This is a genomic window from Flavobacterium fragile (assembly GCF_023634865.1).
Lineage (GTDB): Bacteria > Bacteroidota > Bacteroidia > Flavobacteriales > Flavobacteriaceae > Flavobacterium > Flavobacterium fragile.
Genome location: NZ_JAMLJN010000006.1, coordinates 26,347 through 41,424, shown reverse-complemented (window position 1 = coordinate 41,424; position 15,078 = coordinate 26,347). Strand labels below are relative to the sequence as shown.

Here is a 15,078-nt window from a genome sequence, read left to right as displayed (position 1 = left end):
TATTTGATTCGATTTTAGTACCAAAAACTTTTAATTATGAAAAAAATAATTCTCCTTTTACTCCCCTTTGTATTTTTAAGTTGTTCATCCAATCAAAGAATATTTGATCCAAATGAAAACAAATCAGTTCTAATTGTAATTAATAACGAGTCAAATATTCCACTTTTGGAAGAATACAAGAATGAAATTCTGAACTCTGTTACTAAAAGTAAAAAAAATAAAAATATAAAATTCCACACTATTACAAACGAATCTGTTAAATATGATTATTTAATACAAGTTTTGATTAAAGAAATTGAAATAGTTGAAACATCTGAAAATCCTAAATCTCAAAAATATCAAACTGTGGTTAGTAATCCATACACTATTACAGATTTAAATTCCAATACAAGTAAAACAATTTACACCTCTATGGCTTATGAGGGTGAAATTAATGAATTTATTAATAAAAAATATTGCACTATAGATGCAGAAATAAATCTTCTTAATTTAGAGAATGGAGAGTTAGTAACTAATAAAAAAATTAAATCAACTAGCTTAATAAAGAATAACAAAATCGAAAAAAAAGGAGATCAATATTATGCCAACAATAATGCTTCAGTTTACTCAAATAACAACTTGAACAACTCCATGAAATTTGAAAACAATATTTCATACAATGGAGAAAACAACACCAATCCAAAATTTAATACTACCATCATATCACAATCAGAAGATCATGATTTATTATATACTGCAGTTTTAAAAATCAAAAAACATTATATTAGTTTTTTAAATGATTTGAAATGATTACTCAAAAAATAAAAAAATCCAATTCCAATATTAAGAATAGAAGATAAATTTTAAAACTTAATTAACAGAAGACAGTAGTACAACCTACTGTCTTTTTTTGTAACTTTATAAGTGTTTTTAACTCAAAAAAACAATAAAAAATGTCATTTTGACATCAAAACAACTGCAAAACACAGAAAATAAAGACATTTTGGCATTTTTTAAAGATTGGAACATATATTGAATAATCCCTATCAAACAACTCACTAAAAAGGATTAATTAAGAATATGAATATCAACAAATTTACAATCAAATCGCAAGAAGCTTTGCAACAAGCACAGCAAATTGCACAAAGTTTTGGGCACCAACAGCTTGAAAACGAACATATATTCAAAGGAATTTTAGAAGTAGACGAAAACGTTACGCCTTTCATTTTGAAAAAATTGAATGTTAACGTAGAGCTTTTCAAAAAAGTATTGGACAGTACCATTCAGAGTTTTCCAAAAGTTACGGGTAGCGATTTAATGTTTTCAAGAAGCGCATCTTCAACACTTACCGAAGCCGAAATTATCGCTAAAAAAATGAACGATGAATATGTTTCAATCGAACATTTGATTTTAGCTATTTTCAAATCGAAAAGCAAAGTAGCGCAAATTTTAAAAGATCAAAGCGTTACCGAAAAAGGCTTAGAAGCAGCTATTGCGGAAATTAGAAAAGGAGAACGAGTAACCTCAGCTTCTGCAGAAGAAACTTATAATTCCTTAAACAAATACGCTAAAAATCTAAATGATTTAGCAAGAAATGGAAAATTAGACCCTGTTATTGGTCGCGATGAGGAAATTCGTAGAGTACTACAAATCCTAACTCGAAGAACCAAAAACAATCCAATGTTAATTGGAGAACCAGGTGTGGGTAAAACCGCTATAGCAGAAGGTTTAGCACATCGAATAGTGGATGGTGACGTTCCAGAAAATCTAAAAGATAAAATTGTTTACTCTTTAGATATGGGTGCGTTAATTGCTGGAGCCAAATACAAAGGGGAATTTGAAGAACGTTTGAAAGCCGTAGTGAAAGAAGTAACTTCAGCTGAAGGTGATATCGTGCTTTTCATTGACGAAATTCACACCTTAGTAGGTGCTGGTGGTGGCGAAGGCGCTATGGACGCAGCCAATATTTTAAAACCAGCCTTAGCTCGTGGTGAATTACGTGCGATTGGAGCTACAACTTTGGACGAATATCAAAAATATTTCGAAAAAGATAAAGCATTAGAAAGACGTTTCCAAAAAGTAAACATCGACGAACCTGATACTGAAAGTGCGATTTCGATTTTACGTGGTATCAAAGAAAAATATGAAGCGCATCATAAAGTTCGTATTAAAGACGATGCCATTATTGCTGCGGTAGAACTTTCGCAACGTTATATTACGAATCGTTTCTTACCAGATAAAGCGATTGACTTGATGGATGAGGCAGCTTCAAAATTGCGTATGGAAATCAATTCGAAACCAGAAGAATTAGACGTTTTGGATAGAAAAATCATGCAATTGGAAATCGAAATAGAAGCGATTAAACGTGAGAACGATGAAACTAAGTTAAAAGTTCTTGGTTTAGATTTAGCGAATTTAAAAGAAGAGCGTAACGAAATTTTCACCAAATGGAAATCAGAAAAAGATGTTGTAGATAATATTCAAGCGGTAAAACTTGAGATTGAAGATTTTAAACTAGAAGCTGAACGCGCAGAACGAGATGGCGATTACGGGAAAGTAGCTGAAATTCGTTACGGAAAAATTAAAGAAGCACAAGAACGATTAGATGCTTTACAAATTCAATTAGCAGAAAATCAAGCTGGAACTTCGCTAATCAAAGAAGAAGTTACACATGATGATATCGCAGAAGTAGTAGCAAAATGGACCGGAATTCCAGTTACCAAAATGCTTCAAAGTGAAAGAGAAAAACTGCTCAAATTAGAAGATGAATTACATCGAAGAGTTGTGGGACAAGAAGAAGCTATTGGAGCTATAAGTGATGCCGTTAGAAGAAGTCGTGCTGGTTTACAAGATGCAAAAAAACCAATTGGTTCGTTCTTATTCTTAGGAACAACAGGTGTTGGTAAAACTGAATTAGCGAAAGCTCTTGCCGAATACCTTTTCGACGATGAAAATGCGATGACCCGAATTGATATGAGTGAATATCAAGAACGTCATGCGGTTAGTAGATTGGTGGGTGCGCCTCCAGGATATGTAGGTTATGATGAAGGTGGACAATTAACGGAAGCCGTTCGAAGAAAACCGTATTCTGTGGTATTGTTAGACGAAATTGAAAAGGCTCATCCTGATACGTTTAATATCTTGTTACAAGTATTAGATGAAGGTCGATTAACCGATAACAAAGGTCGTGTGGCAGATTTCAAAAATACGATTATCATCATGACTTCAAATATGGGAAGTCACATTATTCAGGAGAAATTCGAGAATTTAAAAGGCGGAATTGAAGCGGCTACCGAAGCGGCAAAAACAGAAGTCCTAGGGTTATTAAAACAAACCGTTAGACCTGAGTTTATCAACCGTATCGATGAAATCGTAATGTTCACACCGTTAACTGATAAAAACATTAAAGAAATTGTAGGATTACAATTGAAGAGTGTGATTAAAATGTTGGCACAACAACACATTACTATGGATGCAACTCCAGAAGCAGTAGCCTATTTAGCCGAAAAAGGATACGATCCTCAATTTGGAGCAAGACCTGTAAAACGTGTAATCCAACGTGAAGTATTGAACCAACTTTCGAAAGAAATATTAGCTGGAAAAGTAACTACTGACAGCATCATTCTTTTAGATAGTTTCGACGGACAATTAGTATTTAGAAATCAAAGTGAATTGGTTCACTAAGACCAATTCATAAAATATCCCCACAATCCATGGGTTCATAATGGGTTAAGTTTGTTTTAGTTTGGGAAACACCGGTTCAATTTCGAATCGGTGTTTCTTTTTACTATTATTTTCTTTTGAAAGTAGTTCGGATAATATCGTTTGGAAAAACAACCACACTTTCGTGTCCCGATTTAGAAACAGAAGCCACTCCGAAATAATAATTATCAATCACAATTCCTTTCAATTCAAAATTATCTACATCACCCACAAAACGACTGAATTCCCATTGAGGTGAAGTAGTTAATCGCCAATAAATTTTATATCCAATTATATTTTCATCATTTGGTTTTTCCCAACGTAATTTGGTATTAGGCTCAACAATTCCTCCTATTCTCACGTTTTTAGGTTCCGGTGTAGCCCAAGCTAAACTTGCCAAAGTAATAGCATTAACAGCCGTTAACTTGTTCGCATATTCAAAATTTACTCCTTCAATGACATCACCGTATTTGATTCCATTTTCTACTCTTAAATCTTGATGTTGGCGGTTGTAATTCTCATGTGCTTCCATAATTCGTACCCCTGCAAACCCTAAATCATTAAAAGGACGATGATGACCACCACGTCCAAATCGATCCAAACGATAGACTAACATTGGATTCATCTCAGGCATATAAGTTGTGGCTAATTTGTGAATATATCTAGCCAATTGTCTTGAATTTCCATCCACTTCACCTCCATAAAAACGACGATTATTTCTATCACGCTCTGATTCTGTAATAGGGGTTGGTTCCGAGAAAATTCTAAAAGTACGATTATCAATTACACCATCAACGCCTTCGATATTTCCAATCATATCGTTATTTAAAACTCCAATGATATCCCATCCTTGTTTTTTAGCGTATTCTGCAAAACCTTTTCCGCCAAACAAGCCTTGCTCCTCGCCTGACAATCCTAAATAAACGATATTGTAATCGAATTTATATTTAGATAAAACCCTGGCAGCTTCTATCGTTCCGGCCATTCCTGAAGCATTATCATTAGCACCTGGCGCATCTTTTGTAAAATCGATTGGATCCGAATTTCTACTATCAATATCACCCGTCATAATTACATAACGATTGCTGTTTTTGGTACCTTTTTGAACAGCAACTACATTTACAATCCAAGTATCTTTTGGAACACGCTCTCCATCATTAGTAGTTACAAAATCTTTTTGATAAAAAACCTCTAAACAATTTGAACACTCTTTAGATACTTTTTCAAATTCTGATTTTATCCATCGTCTAGCTGCTCCAATTCCTCTTTTATTAGATATTGTATCGCTAAACGTATTTCGAGTGCCAAAATTGGCCAATGTTCGAATATCACTTTCTATTCGCTTAGTGGAAACGGATTCGATGATTTCATAAATTCTTGCATCTGTTTGTGAAAAGATACACTGACTAAAAATCACCAAAACAAAAATGTATAATTTTCTCATAACTTTTTTTCACAAATTTAATGATTTGGTGTGAATTGAATCACTGAAAACCAACACAAAACCAATAAATTTTGTTAAAGATTTTGGGTTATAATTTATTTACAATGCCATGAAAGTGAAGTATATTTGTTTTATAAAAATAAAATTACTGATAGTAAACATCGTAAAAATAAAACCAATAAATGAATATCACCATATACAATCATCAAATAAAAGCTACCATTAACACGTTAGGTGCCGAATTAATTCGATTAGAGAAAAAAAATCAAAATTACATTTGGACTGTTGAAGAAACGTATTGGAATAAAACCTCTCCGATTCTTTTTCCAATAGTGGGAAGATTAAAAAACGATGCTTACACGATTGAAGGAAAAACTTATGAATTGCCACGCCACGGTTTTGCCAGAAATTTTGAATTTAAGACAGAATATCTAACCGATAATTCCGTAGTATTTCTTTTAACTGAAAATGCAGAAACGCTGAAATGTTATCCATTTCCTTTCGAATTGCGATTAAAATATGAAGTAACCGAAAATGGATTAAAAATGGATTACTCGGTAATCAACAAATCGAATAAGATTATGCCGTTTTCTATTGGAGCACATCCGGCATTTGCAATAAACGAACCACTTTCAAATTTTACATTAGCATTTAATGAAGTTGAAGAGTTTGTTTCTTATGAATTAGAAAACGAACAGTTTAATAATTCGTTTCAAATCATCCCTTCCGAAAATGGAAAAATCAACTTAGATTATGCTTTATTTGAAAAGGATGCTTTGGTTTTTAAACATTTAAAATCAGACACACTTACGCTTTTGAGAAAGAATCAACCTTATATTTCAGTAGAATTCAAAGGCTTTTCTTATTTAGGAATTTGGACTAAACCAAACGCACCTTTTTTATGTATCGAACCTTGGTGTGGTTTGGCAGATAATATCAATCATAATGGAAATATTTATGAGAAAGAAGGAATTCAACTTTTAGATAATAATATTGAATTTGAAAGAGAAATAAACATTACTCTTTTATAACAATCCGTTATATTTTCGAGTAAACCATTCCGTAGCTAAAGCGATAATTACAAGAACTAACAACCAAATCCAATCAATTAGTGGTGATTTTTTAATGATTTCTTTTTGGGTAGGAATATAATTTTCATTATCAATCAAACTTTGAATTAAATTCTCAACTTGATTAGGATAATACACTTTTCCATTCGTATTTGTTGCCAATTGTTCCAATCTATTTTTATCTGGATTTACGAATTGTTTCTCAATTTCAAAATCTAACACTTCGAAACTTCCTGAGAAACTAGTGTTTGATTGTTTTTCAGTAACTTTAAACGAATAATTTCCAGCTTCTAAACCATCTAAATTTACTTTATAGGAATTCATCGTTTTCAAAAAATCGTATTTCTTTGTTGCTTTTGTTTTGGAATTAGTGACTTGAATAGTTAGTTGCGCTTTTTCATCAAATTCGTAGTTTTTATTGAAAAATTCCGCTGTAATTTCAATACTTTCTCCTGAATTATAGAAGCTTTCGTAAGTAACATTCAAATTCTTTTTAGACGCATTGGAAACTAAAAACTGAATGATTTTATCAGCAAACAAATCAAAGTCTTCAAATGATTTTTTGTTTAAATGATTTTCCAAACGCCATTTCCAGATATTTTCTCCGATTAGATAAGCTTTCCTTTTACCACCATTTTCTGTAAACGTTAAAATTGGATTTTGAACTGGTACATTTCGAACTCTAGCTGACAGTAAAGTATTTACATTGCTTTTTGCCGTTATAACTCCAAAATTATGTTCCAATGGTGGAAAGTTTTCAAATCCTATATTAGTCTGAGCAAACAAATTAAAGTTTGCCTCAAACGTTGCCAAATAATCCTCTTTTGAAGAAGACATTTTAAAATTCAAATCGTTCTGAACTTGATTTAAGAAGTCAAAATCTGTAGCCGTTCCCGTAATCACAAATGTATTGATTTGAGCTACTTTGTTTTGATCCAATATCGGCTTAAAAGCAGTTGTAGGTTGATACAAAATCAAAACATTATACTCTTGTAACGATTTGATTTCATTGGGTTTAACAATTGAAACTTTTCGTTGCTGGTTGGTTTCAATACTTCGTTTCAAAGCACCTAAATCGGGATGATTAATGGCTGAAACCAGAGCAATTTCACTTCGTTGATCGATGATTTCAACAGCAAAATTCTTGGTATTGTTAATGGTATTTTTCTCTTTGATATTCGAAGAAATAACCGCTTTGTATTTTGCTATACCCACTTTATCAGCATCTAACAAAATGATAACTGATTGGGCTTTTTTATCTTTTGAAAAGGAAACAGCTTGTTTATAAATAGTTTGATTACCCGATTGAATTGAAAAATTAGAAGTAATCAAGTCATTTCCATTGTATTGCAAAAAAACCTCAACTGGAAATTTGTTCTTTAAAAAAGCATATTTATTAACGTTAATTTGATTAATTTTCAAATCCAAAACCGAAGTTGTATCTCCTAAAACAACTGGAAAAACACTTGTATTTTCATGAAAACTAAATACATAATCATTTCCCATGGTTTGATTTCCATCGGTAAATAAAACTACAGGATAATTAATGTTTCGAAATAACTGTTTTAAATTCTTTGCCACACCATCAATGTGTGATTGATTGCCTTTAAAATCAAGCTTTTCTAAGGATTGAAATTCATCAGAAAACGAAAACAGTTGAACATCATATTTTTCAGCAATAGCTTTATTTTCAGAAATATTAAGATATAATTCTGATGCTTCTTTAGTGGCTTTTAATTCGGAAATAGATTTGGAATTATCTACTACTATTGGCAAAGGTGTTTTCTTAATTTCTGTTATTTTTCGGCTAATAATTGGATTTATCAACAACAAAAAGATTGAAAATAAACTTATAAAACGTAAAAAAGCCAAAAACCAGTACAATTTTGACTGATTTTTGACTTTATATGAATATTGGTAAAACGACAATCCAGCAGCAATAATTACTGACAATAATAAAAGTAAAATTGTGCTTGTTGTCATTTATAGTTTAAACTCTTAAGTTAACATTCCGCCGTCAACGTTAATAACTTGACCTGTTACATAAGCACTCATATCTGAAGCTAAGAAAACACAAACGTTTGCTACATCTTCTGGAGTTCCACCACGTTTTAATGGAATAGCGTCTCTCCATCCTTTTACAACATCTTCGTTTAACTTAGCTGTCATTTCAGTTTCGATAAAACCTGGAGCGATTGCATTGCAACGGATATTTCTCGAACCTAATTCTAACGCGATAGATTTAGTAAATCCGTTCATACCTGCTTTAGAAGCTGCGTAGTTGGCTTGACCTGCATTTCCTTTTACTCCTACTACACTACTCATGTTTACGATAGAACCTTTACGGTTTTTCAACATAATTTTTTGTACCGCTTTAGTCATGTTGAAAACCGATTTTAAGTTGATTTCGATTACTTTATCAAAATCTTCCTCTGACATACGCATTAATAAATTGTCTTTTGTAATTCCAGCATTGTTGATTAAAACGTCAATTGTTCCGAATTCAGCAATTACATCATCAACTAATTTTTGTGCTTCATTAAAATCTGCTGCATTTGATTTATATCCTTTAGCTTTAATTCCTAAAGCGTTTAATTCACTTTCTAAAGCCATTGCCGATTCTACAGACGAACTGTACGTAAAGGCAACATTAGCACCTTGTTCTGCAAAAACTTTTGCTATACCGCTACCAATTCCTCGGCTTGCACCAGTAATAATGGCAACTTTTCCTTCTAATAATTTCATGATAAATATTCGTGTTAGTTTGTTTTGTAATAAAGTTCAAATATAAATAATAATTTTATTCTTCTGTAAAGGTTTGCGCTTTTGAATAAACCCTCCATTTATCAATACATTCTTGTAAATCTTGCGGAATTGGAGAATCAAAACGTAAAAATTCTTTTGTTATGGGATGTTCAAAACCTAATGTTTTCGCATGAAGCGCTTGTCTTGGTAATACTTTAAAACAATTATCAACAAACTGCTTGTATTTGGTAAAAGTTGTTCCTTTTAAAATGGAATCACCTCCATAACGTTCGTCGTTAAAAAGTGTGTGACCAATGTGTTTCATGTGAACACGAATTTGATGCGTTCTACCTGTTTCTAATTGACAAGAAACTAATGTTACATAACCAAATCGTTCTAAAACTTTATAATGTGTTACAGCAGGTTTACCTTTTTCTTCTTCAGAATGAACCGCCATTTGCATTCGATTTGTATCATGACGACCGATATTTCCTTCCACAGTTCCTTCGTCTTCTTCGATATTACCCCAAACTAAGGCAATGTATTCTCTTTCCGAAGTTTTCTCAGCAAATTGTTTGGTAAGATATGCCATCGCAAAATCCGTTTTGGCAACAACCAATAAACCAGAAGTATCTTTATCAATACGATGTACCAAACCTGGTCGTTCCGAACTGTTCATGGGTAAATTCTCAAAATGATACGCCAACGCATTCACTAAAGTTCCTGAATAATTTCCGTGACCTGGATGTACTACCATTCCCGCTGGTTTGTTAATCACCAACAATTGGTCGTCTTCATATACAATATCTAACGGAATATTTTCGGGTGTTAGCAATTGCTCGTAAGTTGGGTGAGCCAAAACTAAACGCACCACATCGCCTGCTTTTACTTTGTAATTCGATTTTACGGGAACATCGTTCACTAAAATAGAACCTTTTTCTGCCGCTTGTTGAATTTTATTTCGAGTGGTATTTTCAATCATGTTCATCAAAAATTTATCCACACGCAAAGCCGATTGACCTTTACTTGCTTCAAAACGATGATGTTCGTATAACTCGTCTTCGAGTTCGGTTCCTACATTATAATCCGCCATCTCCTTCTTTAAATTCTGCTGGTTGTACTTCTTCTACTGGTGGTAATGTATCAGCAGGTTCTTCTGAACTAAAAGTTTCTTCATTAAAAACTTCTTTTCCATCCCCTAATACAAAATCCAATGTTGAATTTTTTTTCACCTTATCTCCTGCTCTTAAACGCCTTCCATCTTGAAAAATTTGCAATACAATATCCTTAGCAATGTGCGGTTTATAAGTGATTTTCCCTTCTTTTAAAGTCAGGGATTTTATCGTAGCGGAAATTTGTCGGAACGTTTTATCTTTGAATTCAGGAATTGTGATATCGGTAAATTCACCAGCATTTAATTTTACATAGACTTTACGACCATCTTTAACCAAACTTCCTGCTTTTGGATCTTGTTCTAAAATCGTAAAAGGTGGAAAATCCGCATTAAATTCAACGGTATCTAATAAGAAGACTTCTAAATCTAATTCGTTTAGTTTTTCTTCAGCGATTTCCAATTTCATTTTAGATAAATCGGGTACCTTGATTTCCTGACCATGATTGGTTCTAAAATCTAAAAACTGAATTACTAAAAATGTGAAAACTACCACAATTGTAGCCGCTAAAAAAACTTGAGTAAAAAATGTTTTACTGGTTAAATATTTAAATAAACTCATACAAAATGATATTTTGACAAAGATATAAAATTCAATAAGAAATTTCGATGCAATTCATTTTCATTTCTTCACTCTTTAAAAACGATAGTTTTGAAAAAATATTTCTTTGGTAAACAAATAAAAGAGCGTAAAATCTGAATAAATAATGTAATTTTGTGTATCACTTTTAGAATTTCAAAATGAAAAACGTTGCCATTATCATGGGAGGTTACTCTAGCGAGTACAAAATTTCGTTAACTAGCGGAAATGTTGTGTTTAACAATATTAATCGTGAAAAATATAATCCGTATCGCATTCATATTTTCAAAGAAAAATGGGTGTACGTGGACGAAAATGATGCCGAATTCCCAATTGATAAAAACGATTTTTCAGTAACCGTAAATGGAACTAAAATCAATTTTGATGTGGTTTTCAATGCTATTCATGGAACGCCAGGCGAAGATGGTTTGATGCAAGCGTATTTTGAACTGTTGAATATTCCACATTCTTCTGGTGATTATTACCAAGCAGCATTAACGTTCAACAAACGCGACATGTTATCGGTTTTAAAGCCTTACGGAATCAAAACAGCGGAATCCTACTATTTGAATTTAGGGGATGAAATCAATGTAGAAAAAATTTTAGCGAAAGTAGGTTTACCATGTTTCGTAAAACCAAATAAATCAGGTTCAAGTTTCGGAATTTCGAAAGTGAAAACTAGAGGAGAATTTCTTCCAGCTATTGAAAACGCTTACAAAGAAGACGACGAAATCATCATTGAAAGTTTCTTGGACGGAACAGAAGTTTCAGTTGGTGTGATTAATTATAAAGGAACAATTACCGTTTTACCAATTACCGAAATCGTATCAGAAAATGACTTTTTTGATTACGAAGCAAAGTATTTGGGCAAATCGAAAGAAATTACGCCAGCCAGAATTTCGGATGAATTGAAAGTAAAAATCGAAACGGTTGCCAAAAGAGCTTACGAAGTATTAAAAATGAAAGGTTTTTCGAGAAGTGAATTCATTATTGTCAACAATGAACCGCATATGTTAGAAATGAATACAATTCCAGGTCTAACCACCGAAAGTATTCTACCACAACAAGCTCGCGAAGCAGGAATTTCGTTACCAGAATTATTTGAAAACGCTATTGAATTAGCTTTAAAGAAGTAAAACATGAAAAAAGCAATATTTCCAGGATCATTTGATCCCATTACCAACGGACATTACGATATTATCAAAAGAGGTATTTCTTTATTTGATGAAGTCATTGTAGCGATTGGGGTTAATGCTGAAAAAAAATACATGTTTTCATTAGAAGATAGAAAACGTTTCATCGAAGAAGCTTTTAAAGACGAACCAAAAGTAAAAGTTATTACCTACTCTGGTTTAACAATCGATTTATGTAAAAAAGAAAAAGCAGAATTTATCTTACGTGGATTACGAAATCCAGCCGACTTTGAGTTCGAAAAAGCCATTGCTCACACCAACCGTGTCATGTCGAAAATAGAAACGGTTTTCTTGTTGACTGCGGCTCGAACATCCTTTATTTCATCGAGTATTGTGCGTGATGTGTTGCGAAATGGTGGTGATATTTCACAATTAGTTCCAGAATCGGTTTTGGATAAGAAATAAATTAATTCTCAAACACTAGCAACTTTTCTTTGATAATCAAATTCGAAAAGTGGAATTCTTCTTTTATCCATTCTAAAGTTTTGGGTTGGTAAATAAAAACGTGGGTGAAATCATCTTTGTAATACCAATTTTCAAAAGGTTTTTGGTTATTGAAAACTTCTGTTTTGCAGTATAATTTTCCTTTCGGAAGTAATATGCTTTTCAATAATTCAAATTCTTTGTAAGGCTGATGAAAATGCTCCATTACTTCGCAACACGAAACGTAATCGTATTTTTGGTTTAAAAGTGACGGTTCATTCGCAAAGAATAAATCGTAATTCTGCACTTGAAAACCTTTATCTGTCAACATTTTAGCAATTACCGGACCCGTTCCAGAACCGAAATCCAAACCTTTCGCTTCAGGAGAAAAATCTTGTAAAACAGCATTTACGATTGGCGAAACAAAGTTTTGATAGCGCTCATCATAAATATCATTATTGTGTTTTTCGTAGTGTTCTTTCTCTTCTTCAGCGGTTAAAAAAGTATGTTTGGGTCTGAAAATACCATCGCAAGAATCACATTTATAAAACAAATGCTTTGGTTTTTCACAAAAAATTCTTGATGTGGAATTACAAAGCGAGCAAGTAGGAGAAATCATAAATCAAAATTATGCATTAAGTTGAATAATCCTCTGTTTTAACTAAAAACCAGTTATTATTAACTTTTTTGAAAGTTAACTTTATTAAAATTCCATTGTCGTTTCCTCTGTAATAAATATTTCTAAAGTTATTATTAGAATCAATATTGGCTAAAAAAAGTAAACTTTCTATTTCTTCTACAAGATTAAAATGATTCCATTTTCCTTTTTCTATTTTCTGCGAAATGATTTCATAATCATCATCAAGAGAATAATCTACTAAGGGAAATAAAATGTGTGATTTTTGATAAATACTATCTTTAGAGAATTTCATTAAAAAATCAACAAACTTTTTTTCGGACAAACTATTAATGGAAATAGCATTAGAACCAGAAAACGTCCATTTATTATTTATCTTTTCAAACTTGTACTTTAAATTTTTACCTTTTTTAAAATCGAGAATTATCAAACCTTGTTCGTCTGAAAGATTCTTATCTTCAAAAACAGATAATGTGTCAGAGTTCAAGTAAGCAATAAAATCTTTCGATGAGAAAAAATTATAATCAATAGAATAGTCTTTATTGCTTTTTTGAAGTCTTTTATCAAAAATAAAACTTTCAAAAAATTCCATAAAAGAAGTTGTATCAATTGAAACAGCGGAGTTTTCCTGATTCATTTCTACGGCTTTTTCCTGAAAACCTTCTAACTTTTTATCATCAGATTTACATGAAAACAAACTAAATATAAAAATAAAAACCAAATATTTCATAGACCAAGATTTTTACTCTTCCTCTTTCTTAATTACTTTTCTCGCTACTTCAATTTTATACCTCTTCCCTTTCATTTTCTCCTCTTTGATATTTTGCAATAACGATTTCACTTTTGGATATTTCACCGCAACAAAAGAAATAAAATCTTTGACTTCGATTAATCCAATGTCGTCTTTTTCCAACTTTCCTTTTTGCGAAAAGAAGCCTACAATATCAATTTTATTCAACTTATTTTTCTTTCCTCCACTAATGTAAAGCGTTTGATATAAAGGTGCTTTTGGCAACGATTTGGCATTAGAAACATCTAATCTACGTTTGCCATAATCAAAATAATCGACTTTCTTTTCGGTTTCGTTTACCAAAACATAAGCAGTTCCGGTGGCTAACATACGAGCGGTTCTTCCGTTTCGGTGGGTGAATTCGTCCTCTTTGGCAGGTAAATGGTAATGAATTACGTGATTCATTTCTGGAATATCCAGACCACGCGCCCCTAAATCAGTTGTGATTAAATACGAAACACTGCCGTTTCTGAACTGAATTAACGCACGTTCTCGTTCGTCTTGGTCTAATCCACCATGATAAAACGTAGAAATGATGCCTTTTTGAGTCAACATATCATGAATGCGTTCTACCGCTTCTCTATGATTACAAAAAATAATCGCAGCTTCGGAATTTAAAGAGCAAATCAATTGAAACAACGAATCAATTTTATCTTTTGATTTCGAAAATACAATGCGAATATCTAAATTATCGTTCTGTTTTTCTTTCGGAATGAAATCCAATACTTTCGGATCAATTACTTTGGTATATTTCGGAATTTCCACACCTGAAGTAGCAGAAACTAAGATACGTTTGTTCGCTTTTGTAATTTTCCCAATGATATAGGACATTTCTTCATGAAAACCCAATTGCAACGACTTGTCAAATTCATCTAAAACATAGGTTTTTACATTTTCAGTAGCAAAACTTCCTCGTTCAATATGATCGGCAATTCTACCAGGTGTTCCAATTAACAACGCTGGTGGATTACTTAAATTTTTGAATTCTGTTTCTATCGAGTGACCTCCATAACACGTATTGACTTTGTAATGCGTTCCCATTTTTTTCCAAACTTGCTCAATTTGCGAACCTAATTCGCGTGATGGTACTAAAATTAAACATTGAACACCTTTTACTTCTTCATCTAATAGTTGAAAAATAGGTAATAAAAACGCTAATGTTTTTCCCGAACCTGTTGGAGAAAGCAATAAAATATTATCTTCATTTAAAATAGCCTTTTGGGCTGCTTCTTGCATTTTATTTAAACTTTGAATACCAAGATTCAATAGTACATTGTTGGAATAGGGATTTCGATTCATGTAGCAAAGATAGTGATGATTGTTGAATTAATATTTTAAACCTAA

At 32.3% G+C, this 15,078-nt stretch carries 13 protein-coding genes; 5 read left to right on the top strand and 8 right to left on the bottom strand.

Annotated features, from left to right (window positions below; all coding sequences use genetic code 11):
- The first annotated feature begins 36 nt into the window (after window positions 1-36).
- Window positions 37-789 carry a hypothetical protein gene (locus NAT47_RS08370; protein ID WP_250581944.1) on the top strand — a complete coding sequence of 251 codons (753 nt, stop codon included), beginning with the start codon at window positions 37-39 and terminating at the stop codon, window positions 787-789.
- A gap of 270 nt (window positions 790-1,059) precedes the next feature.
- Window positions 1,060-3,663, top strand: coding sequence for an ATP-dependent chaperone ClpB (gene clpB, locus NAT47_RS08365; RefSeq protein ID WP_250581943.1), 2,604 nt, complete (start codon window positions 1,060-1,062; stop codon window positions 3,661-3,663).
- A 106-nt stretch (window positions 3,664-3,769) separates the two neighbouring features.
- Here clpB and NAT47_RS08360 read toward each other — a convergent pair whose 3' ends face one another.
- Entirely contained in the window at window positions 3,770-5,125 is a 1,356-nt protein-coding gene (locus NAT47_RS08360; protein WP_250581942.1) for a M28 family metallopeptidase, read from the bottom strand.
- A gap of 182 nt (window positions 5,126-5,307) precedes the next feature.
- Between NAT47_RS08360 and NAT47_RS08355 the strand changes: the two genes are divergently transcribed.
- A complete protein-coding gene (locus NAT47_RS08355; RefSeq protein WP_250581941.1) occupies window positions 5,308-6,156 on the top strand; it encodes an aldose 1-epimerase family protein in 849 nt (282 codons plus the stop codon).
- Here NAT47_RS08355 and NAT47_RS08350 read toward each other — a convergent pair.
- From NAT47_RS08350 to NAT47_RS08335, 4 genes are read right to left on the bottom strand one after another with little or no spacing between them, the layout of a single operon-like run.
- Entirely contained in the window at window positions 6,151-8,178 is a 2,028-nt protein-coding gene (locus tag NAT47_RS08350) for a hypothetical protein (RefSeq protein WP_250581940.1), read from the bottom strand. The two genes, NAT47_RS08355 and NAT47_RS08350, sit on opposite strands and share 6 nt — an antisense overlap.
- A 15-nt stretch (window positions 8,179-8,193) precedes the next feature.
- Window positions 8,194-8,940: a 3-oxoacyl-[acyl-carrier-protein] reductase gene (gene fabG / locus NAT47_RS08345; RefSeq protein ID WP_250581939.1), complete on the bottom strand. Its 747-nt coding sequence runs from the start codon at window positions 8,938-8,940 to the stop codon at window positions 8,194-8,196.
- Window positions 8,941-8,995: 55 nt separating this feature from the next.
- Entirely contained in the window at window positions 8,996-10,033 is a 1,038-nt protein-coding gene (locus tag NAT47_RS08340) for an RluA family pseudouridine synthase (protein ID WP_250581938.1), read from the bottom strand.
- A complete protein-coding gene (locus NAT47_RS08335) occupies window positions 10,020-10,673 on the bottom strand; it encodes a PASTA domain-containing protein (RefSeq protein WP_250581937.1) in 654 nt (217 codons plus the stop codon). Before NAT47_RS08335 ends, NAT47_RS08340 begins: the two co-directional genes overlap by 14 nt.
- Window positions 10,674-10,852: 179 nt before the next feature.
- Between NAT47_RS08335 and NAT47_RS08330 the strand changes: the two genes are divergently transcribed.
- Together NAT47_RS08330 and coaD are read left to right on the top strand one after the other, a co-directional pair.
- Entirely contained in the window at window positions 10,853-11,827 is a 975-nt protein-coding gene (locus tag NAT47_RS08330; RefSeq protein ID WP_250581936.1) for a D-alanine--D-alanine ligase, read from the top strand.
- A 3-nt stretch (window positions 11,828-11,830) separates the two neighbouring features.
- Entirely contained in the window at window positions 11,831-12,289 is a 459-nt protein-coding gene (gene coaD / locus NAT47_RS08325) for a pantetheine-phosphate adenylyltransferase (protein WP_250581935.1), read from the top strand.
- Between the two features lies 1 nt (window position 12,290).
- On the opposite strand, the gene NAT47_RS08320 is transcribed toward coaD, so the two are convergent.
- The 3 genes from NAT47_RS08320 to NAT47_RS08310 all read right to left on the bottom strand — a co-directional run bounded on the left by NAT47_RS08320 (window position 12,291) and on the right by NAT47_RS08310 (window position 15,033).
- Window positions 12,291-12,860 carry a class I SAM-dependent methyltransferase gene (locus NAT47_RS08320; RefSeq protein WP_250581934.1) on the bottom strand — a complete coding sequence of 190 codons (570 nt, stop codon included), beginning with the start codon at window positions 12,858-12,860 and terminating at the stop codon, window positions 12,291-12,293.
- Window positions 12,861-12,942: 82 nt separating this feature from the next.
- Entirely contained in the window at window positions 12,943-13,674 is a 732-nt protein-coding gene (locus NAT47_RS08315; RefSeq protein ID WP_250581933.1) for a DUF4348 domain-containing protein, read from the bottom strand.
- 12 nt (window positions 13,675-13,686) lie between these two features.
- Window positions 13,687-15,033 carry a DEAD/DEAH box helicase gene (locus NAT47_RS08310; RefSeq protein ID WP_250581932.1) on the bottom strand — a complete coding sequence of 449 codons (1,347 nt, stop codon included), beginning with the start codon at window positions 15,031-15,033 and terminating at the stop codon, window positions 13,687-13,689.
- Window positions 15,034-15,078 lie beyond the last annotated feature (45 nt).

Bases quoted from the DNA above. Each gene is read 5' to 3' on its own strand.
- NAT47_RS08370 (WP_250581944.1), top strand. From the start codon at position 37: ATGAAAAAAATAATTCTCCTTTTACTCCCCTTTGTATTTTTAAGTTGT.
- clpB (WP_250581943.1), top strand. From the start codon at position 1,060: ATGAATATCAACAAATTTACAATCAAATCGCAAGAAGCTTTGCAACAA.
- NAT47_RS08360 (WP_250581942.1), bottom strand. From the start codon at position 5,125: ATGAGAAAATTATACATTTTTGTTTTGGTGATTTTTAGTCAGTGTATC.
- NAT47_RS08355 (WP_250581941.1), top strand. From the start codon at position 5,308: ATGAATATCACCATATACAATCATCAAATAAAAGCTACCATTAACACG.
- NAT47_RS08350 (WP_250581940.1), bottom strand. From the start codon at position 8,178: ATGACAACAAGCACAATTTTACTTTTATTATTGTCAGTAATTATTGCT.
- fabG (WP_250581939.1), bottom strand. From the start codon at position 8,940: ATGAAATTATTAGAAGGAAAAGTTGCCATTATTACTGGTGCAAGCCGA.
- NAT47_RS08340 (WP_250581938.1), bottom strand. From the start codon at position 10,033: ATGGCGGATTATAATGTAGGAACCGAACTCGAAGACGAGTTATACGAA.
- NAT47_RS08335 (WP_250581937.1), bottom strand. From the start codon at position 10,673: ATGAGTTTATTTAAATATTTAACCAGTAAAACATTTTTTACTCAAGTT.
- NAT47_RS08330 (WP_250581936.1), top strand. From the start codon at position 10,853: ATGAAAAACGTTGCCATTATCATGGGAGGTTACTCTAGCGAGTACAAA.
- coaD (WP_250581935.1), top strand. From the start codon at position 11,831: ATGAAAAAAGCAATATTTCCAGGATCATTTGATCCCATTACCAACGGA.
- NAT47_RS08315 (WP_250581933.1), bottom strand. From the start codon at position 13,674: ATGAAATATTTGGTTTTTATTTTTATATTTAGTTTGTTTTCATGTAAA.
- NAT47_RS08310 (WP_250581932.1), bottom strand. From the start codon at position 15,033: ATGAATCGAAATCCCTATTCCAACAATGTACTATTGAATCTTGGTATT.